This is a genomic window from Zoogloea sp., assembly GCF_044344315.1.
Lineage (GTDB): Bacteria > Pseudomonadota > Gammaproteobacteria > Burkholderiales > Rhodocyclaceae > Zoogloea.
In genome coordinates, this window is record NZ_JBIJDC010000173.1 from 1 (window position 1) to 5,081 (window position 5,081).

Below are 5,081 nucleotides of genomic sequence, written 5' to 3' on the forward strand. Positions count from 1 at the left end.
TGGGCGGCTACCAGAGCATTGACGATCTGGTGGCTCCGGGCGGGCGCATGCGCCGCCAGCGGGACCTGGCCTACGAGCTGATCAACGCCATTCCCGGTGTCAGCTGCGTCAAGCCCAAGGCCACCTTGTACATGTTCCCGCGGCTTGACCCCAGGATCTATCCCATTGAGGACGACCAGCAGTTCATCGCCGAACTCCTCGAGGAGGAGCGGGTGCTGCTGGTGCAGGGCACCGGCTTCAACTGGCCCAGCCCCGATCACTTCCGTCTGGTCTTCCTGCCCCACGAGGATGACCTGCGCGACGCCATCGGCCGGGTTGCCCGCTTCCTCGAAAACTACCGGAAGCGTCACGGCACCTGAAACCTGCTTTTACGGGCGCGACCACCGTCGCGCCCTTTCCATTTTCAACACAGACCCATTCACATCCTCACTCCCCAAAAGACCATGAAACCCATCAATGTTGGCCTCCTGGGCATCGGCACCGTCGGCGGTGGCACCTTTACCGTTCTCAAGCGTAACGAAGAAGAAATCACCCGCCGTGCCGGCCGGCCGATCCGCATCACCGCGGTGGCCGACAAGAACCTGGAACTGGCGAAGAGCGTTACCGGCAGCGGCGTGCGCCTTACCGACGACGCCTTCTCGGTGGTGACCGACCCCGAGATCGACATCGTCGTTGAGCTGATCGGTGGCTACGGTGTGGCCAAGGAGCTGGTGCTGAAGGCCATCGAGAACGGCAAGCACGTGGTGACGGCCAACAAGGCCCTGCTCGCCGTGCATGGCAACGAGATCTTCGCCGCGGCCCAGAAGAAGGGCGTGATGGTGGCTTTCGAGGCCGCCGTGGCCGGTGGCATCCCCATCATCAAGGCGCTGCGTGAAGGCCTGTCGGCCAACCGCATCCAGTGGATCGCCGGCATCATCAACGGCACCACCAACTTCATCCTGTCCGAGATGCGCGACAAGGGCCTGCCCTTTGCCGACGTGCTCAAGGAAGCCCAGCGCCTCGGCTACGCCGAAGCCGACCCGACCTTCGACATTGAAGGCGTGGACGCCGCCCACAAGGCCACCCTGATGGCCTCCATCGCCTTTGGTGTGCCGGTGCAGTTCGACAAGGCCTACGTGGAAGGCATCACCAAGCTCGAAGCCGCCGACATCAAGTACGCCGAACAACTGGGCTACCGCATCAAGCTGCTGGGCATCGCCCGGCGCCGCCCGCAGGGTATCGAGCTGCGTGTGCACCCCACCCTGATCCCCGAGAAGCGTCTGATCGCCAACGTGGAAGGCGCCATGAACGCCGTGCTGGTGCAGGGCGACGCCGTGGGTGCCACCCTCTACTACGGCAAGGGTGCCGGCGCCGAGCCGACCGCCTCCGCGGTGATCGCCGACCTGGTGGATGTGACCCGTCTGCACACCGCCGATCCGGAACACCGCGTGCCCCACCTGGCCTTCCAGCCCGACCAGATCACCGACGTGCCGGTGCTGCCCATCGAAGAGGTGGAGACCAGCTACTACCTGCGCCTGCGCGTGCTCGACAAGCCGGGCGTGCTGGCCGACGTCACCCGCATCCTGGCCGACCAGTCCATCTCCATCGACGCCATGCTGCAGCGTGAGCCGGAAGAGGGTGAGTCCCAGACCGACATCATCATCCTGACCCACCTGACCATCGAAAAGAACGTGGACACCGCCATCGCCAAGATCGAGAGCCTTGACTCGGTGACCAGCCAGGTGATCCGCCTGCGCCTGGAAAACCTGTAATCCCCGGGTTTCCGGCGTTTGCCAAAGCCGCCTTCGGGCGGCTTTTTTGTTGCCTTCGCGGTGGGCCAAAACCCGATCCAGATCAAGGAACGGGGCAGCGCGAGGCGGCACACTGACGATACCCGACAAATTCAGTCGGACTTTACCGAGCCCCAGGAGCCCCTCATGCAAACCATTCACGTCTGCAACCACATCACCCCCGAAGCCATCTACCCCTTCGATGCCCGGGGCATTGCCAAGCGCTTCCGCCATGCGGCCATCTTCGGCGCCCTGGATGCCCTGGTGCCGGGCGAGGTGATGCAGTTCTGCAACGACCACGACCCGCTGCCGCTGCTGGGCCAGTTGCAGCAGCGTTATGGCGACAAGCTCACCATCACCTATCGCCAGCGCGAGCCGGGCGCCATCGTCATCGACTTTGCTCGCGTCGGCTGAACCGACTTAGAGGCGGTCGTTGCGCACGTAGGCCAGCGCCTCGTGCCGCAAGAGCACGGCAGTGAGGTGGGGGCGGCTGATCACACCGGTCAGCCGCCCTCTTTCGTCCACTACCGGCAGCAGGGCCTGGCCCTCACCGGCCAGGATGTCGGCGGCGACGCCGATGCCTTCGTGCTGGCCGACGCTGCACAGGCCGTGCCTGGCGGTGAGCATGATCTGTCCGACGACTTCAGGCTTGTCCGCATGGAGGCCGGGCGTGGGGCGCAGCAGGCGGCGGACGTTTTCGCCGATGCGTGGCCCCTCGTCCGGCGCCACATGGCGCAGAAAGTCCTCCAGGCTCAGCAGGCCCTCCAGCCGCCCTGCCCGGTCCACGACGGGCAGGGCGTTTGCCGCGTGGCGTCGCAGGGTTCGCCAGGCCTCGTTCAGGTCGGTGGCGAAGTCGAGGGTAGCGGGTGGTGGCGTCATGATCTCGGCGCAGCGAAGCAGGACGTGTCGATTGAAGGCGTGGCGGGCGGCGCGGCTGAACACCTGGGTCAGGTCGTCTTCACTCACATCCAGGTAGGTGTCCATCTCGGCCAGTGCGGCGGTCAGGTCGGGGTGGCTGATCCCCGATGCCGGGGGTCGGGGCTGGCCGGGCTGGGGCACCGGCGGCGAGCACAGGGGGTAGCGCCGGCTGGGTAGGGCGTTGTTGACGGCGGTGGCGGCGATCAGCATGGCCAGCACATTCCAGCCCACGGCGGCCAGCCCGGTGCCCGCATCCTGACCCTGCAGCCCGTGGCTAGCCATCACCAGCGCCATCGCCCCGCCGGGGGGGTGGATGCAGCGCAGCCAGCCCATGATGCCGACGGAGAGGCCCACGGCGAGGGCCGCAGCCAGGAAGGGCGACGGCACCCCGAGCCCGCAGGCCAGCCCCACCAGCGCCGGCAGGAGCAGGCCTCCAGCTACCGACCAGGGCTGGGCGAGGGGCGAGTGGGGTAAGGTGAACAGGATGACGGCGCTGGCTCCCAGGGGCGCCAGGGCGCGCCGGGCGTCGGGTGTGACCGGCGCCACGAAGAGCACCGCCTCGTAGATCAGCACGCCGGCGAAGGCGGCCAGCGCGCTGCGCAGGCGTTCCCCGCGGGAAAGCGGTGCGGCGTCGGCGATGAGGTAACGACGGGCGAAGTGGTGAAGAGTGGTGCGTAGGGCGTCCATCGCAGTGTGGGGCCGAAAGGTAGGGCCGGCACTCTAGGCATCAAATGAGCGGCCTGGCCTTGATCCGTGTTTGGTTTGGGGGCATGGCGAAAGAGGAGGAAACGGCAGTGCTGATTTATCTGGGATGCTGCGCGGTGCTGGCCTTTGCCACGGCGATCCTGCTCGCGCTGCAAGGGGCTTCACCGGTGGCGGCGGCCCATGCGGCCTTTGCGGTGGGGGCCATGCCCCTGGTGTTTGCCGCGATGGGGCACTTCGTGCCGGTGCTGACGCGCAGCAGCGGTGCGACGGGGGCGGTTCGCCGCCTGCCCCTCGCCATGCAGGCAGCCGGCTTGCTGGCATTGGGGGCGCTGGGTGGGTGGCTGCCCGGGTGGGCACTGCATGGGGCGCTGACTATCGGCTTGGTGACAACCGGGGTGTTCCTCGCCTGGGTGCTTGGCAAGGGGCGCAAGGCCCTGGGTCGGCCCCACCCTGGGCTGGCCTGGTATGTCGCCGCCCTGAGCTGCCTGATGCTGGCGCTGCTGGTCATCGGGCTCGGGCTGCTGTGGCCGCCGGCCTACCGCCTGGCGCGTCTCGCCCATCTCCACCTCAATACCCTGGGTTTCATCGGCCTGAGCGCCATCGGCACCCTGCATGTGCTCATGCCGACGGCCCTGGGGCGGCCCGACCCCCTGGTCGCGCAGCGCCTGCAGCAGCAGTTGCCGTGGATGCTCGCCGGGGTGGGCGCCGCCGCACTGGCGGGTGGCCTGCCCTGGTTGGGGCTACCGGCAGCCGTGTTGCTGGGCGGTGTAGCAGCGGCAACCCTCGTCGCCTGGGTGCGCACCCACGGCTTGGGGCGGCTCCTTGGTGACGGTGTGGCCACGTCCCTGCTGGTGGCCACCACAGGGCTGCTCGGGCTGATTCTCGTCGGGCTCGCCCAAGGCGTCGGGGCCATGCCGGGGAGGCCGGCGGTGGCGGGCTTCTTTGCCCTGTTCCTGCTGCCGCTGGTCACCGGGGCCTTGTCCCAATTGCTGCCGGTGTGGCGTTTTCCGGGCCCCCTGACGCCAGCGCGGACACAACTGCGCGAGCGACTGGCCCGCCACGGGAGGTTGCGCGCCGGGCTGTTCCTGGCCGGGGGGGTGGTGCTGATGGCCGGTTCCGGGTTCGGCGTGGGCCTGCTGGCGGCCGGTGTGCTGCTGTTTGCGGCCGCCCTTGGCGGTGGCCTGATGCGCCGCCCATGACGGGGTGGCCGGCGACAGGGTGCAGGGGAGGGCCAAGGGCCGCGCTGCCTGTGCTATCTTCCAAGGCCCTCCGTTTTCAACTCGGCGAGAACCATGCGCTATATCTCCACCCGCGGCCAGTCTGCTCCCCAATCCTTCTGTGACATCCTCCTTGGCGGTCTGGCGCCGGACGGCGGCCTGTATCTGCCGGAGAGCTACCCGCAGATCAGCCGCGGCGACCTGGACGCCTGGCGCACCCTGTCCTACGCCGAGCTGGCCTTCGCCATCCTGTCGAAGTTCATCGATGACATCCCCGCCGCCGACCTGAAGGCCATCTGCGACAAGACCTACACCGCCGAGGTGTATGGCTATGTGCGCGACGGGGCCAAGGCGGCCGAGATCACCCCGGTGCACTGGCTGGAGCCGGGCAAGCTGGGTCTGCTGGAGCTGTCCAACGGCCCGACCCTGGCCTTCAAGGACATGGCCATGCAGCTGCTGGGCAACCTGTTCG

5 protein-coding genes and 1 pseudogene are annotated in these 5,081 nt (G+C 67.8%); 5 read left to right on the top strand and 1 reads right to left on the bottom strand.

The genetic code is table 11. The features are described from left to right. From ACIQ09_RS21600 to ACIQ09_RS21610, 3 genes are all read left to right on the top strand, one after another. The coding region (locus tag ACIQ09_RS21600; RefSeq protein ID WP_398314383.1) for an aminotransferase class I/II-fold pyridoxal phosphate-dependent enzyme at positions 1-359 on the top strand (359 nt) is incomplete at its 5' end. Positions 360-443: 84 nt separating this feature from the next. Further along, positions 444-1,751: a homoserine dehydrogenase gene (locus tag ACIQ09_RS21605; protein WP_398314385.1), complete on the top strand. Its 1,308-nt coding sequence runs from the start codon at positions 444-446 to the stop codon at positions 1,749-1,751. Positions 1,752-1,916: 165 nt separating this feature from the next. Continuing rightward, positions 1,917-2,183: a DUF2249 domain-containing protein gene (locus tag ACIQ09_RS21610; protein ID WP_398314387.1), complete on the top strand. Its 267-nt coding sequence runs from the start codon at positions 1,917-1,919 to the stop codon at positions 2,181-2,183. A 6-nt stretch (positions 2,184-2,189) separates the two neighbouring features. Here ACIQ09_RS21610 and ACIQ09_RS21615 read toward each other — a convergent pair whose 3' ends face one another. Then, on the bottom strand, positions 2,190-3,374 hold the full coding sequence (locus ACIQ09_RS21615; RefSeq protein WP_398314389.1) for an HPP family protein: 1,185 nt from the start codon (positions 3,372-3,374) through the stop codon (positions 2,190-2,192). 107 nt (positions 3,375-3,481) lie between these two features. Between ACIQ09_RS21615 and ACIQ09_RS21620 the strand changes: the two genes are divergently transcribed. Both ACIQ09_RS21620 and ACIQ09_RS21625 read left to right on the top strand, forming a co-directional pair. Beyond that, complete coding sequence (locus ACIQ09_RS21620; protein WP_398314391.1) at positions 3,482-4,591, top strand: hypothetical protein; 1,110 nt, start codon at positions 3,482-3,484, stop codon at positions 4,589-4,591. A 93-nt stretch (positions 4,592-4,684) separates the two neighbouring features. Beyond that, positions 4,685-5,081, top strand: a pseudogene (locus ACIQ09_RS21625) (threonine synthase); the annotation flags it as partial.

Excerpts from the sequence above, each read along its gene's own strand:
- ACIQ09_RS21605 (WP_398314385.1), top strand. The coding sequence starts at position 444 with ATGAAACCCATCAATGTTGGCCTCCTGGGCATCGGCACCGTCGGCGGT.
- ACIQ09_RS21610 (WP_398314387.1), top strand. The coding sequence starts at position 1,917 with ATGCAAACCATTCACGTCTGCAACCACATCACCCCCGAAGCCATCTAC.
- ACIQ09_RS21615 (WP_398314389.1), bottom strand. The coding sequence starts at position 3,374 with ATGGACGCCCTACGCACCACTCTTCACCACTTCGCCCGTCGTTACCTC.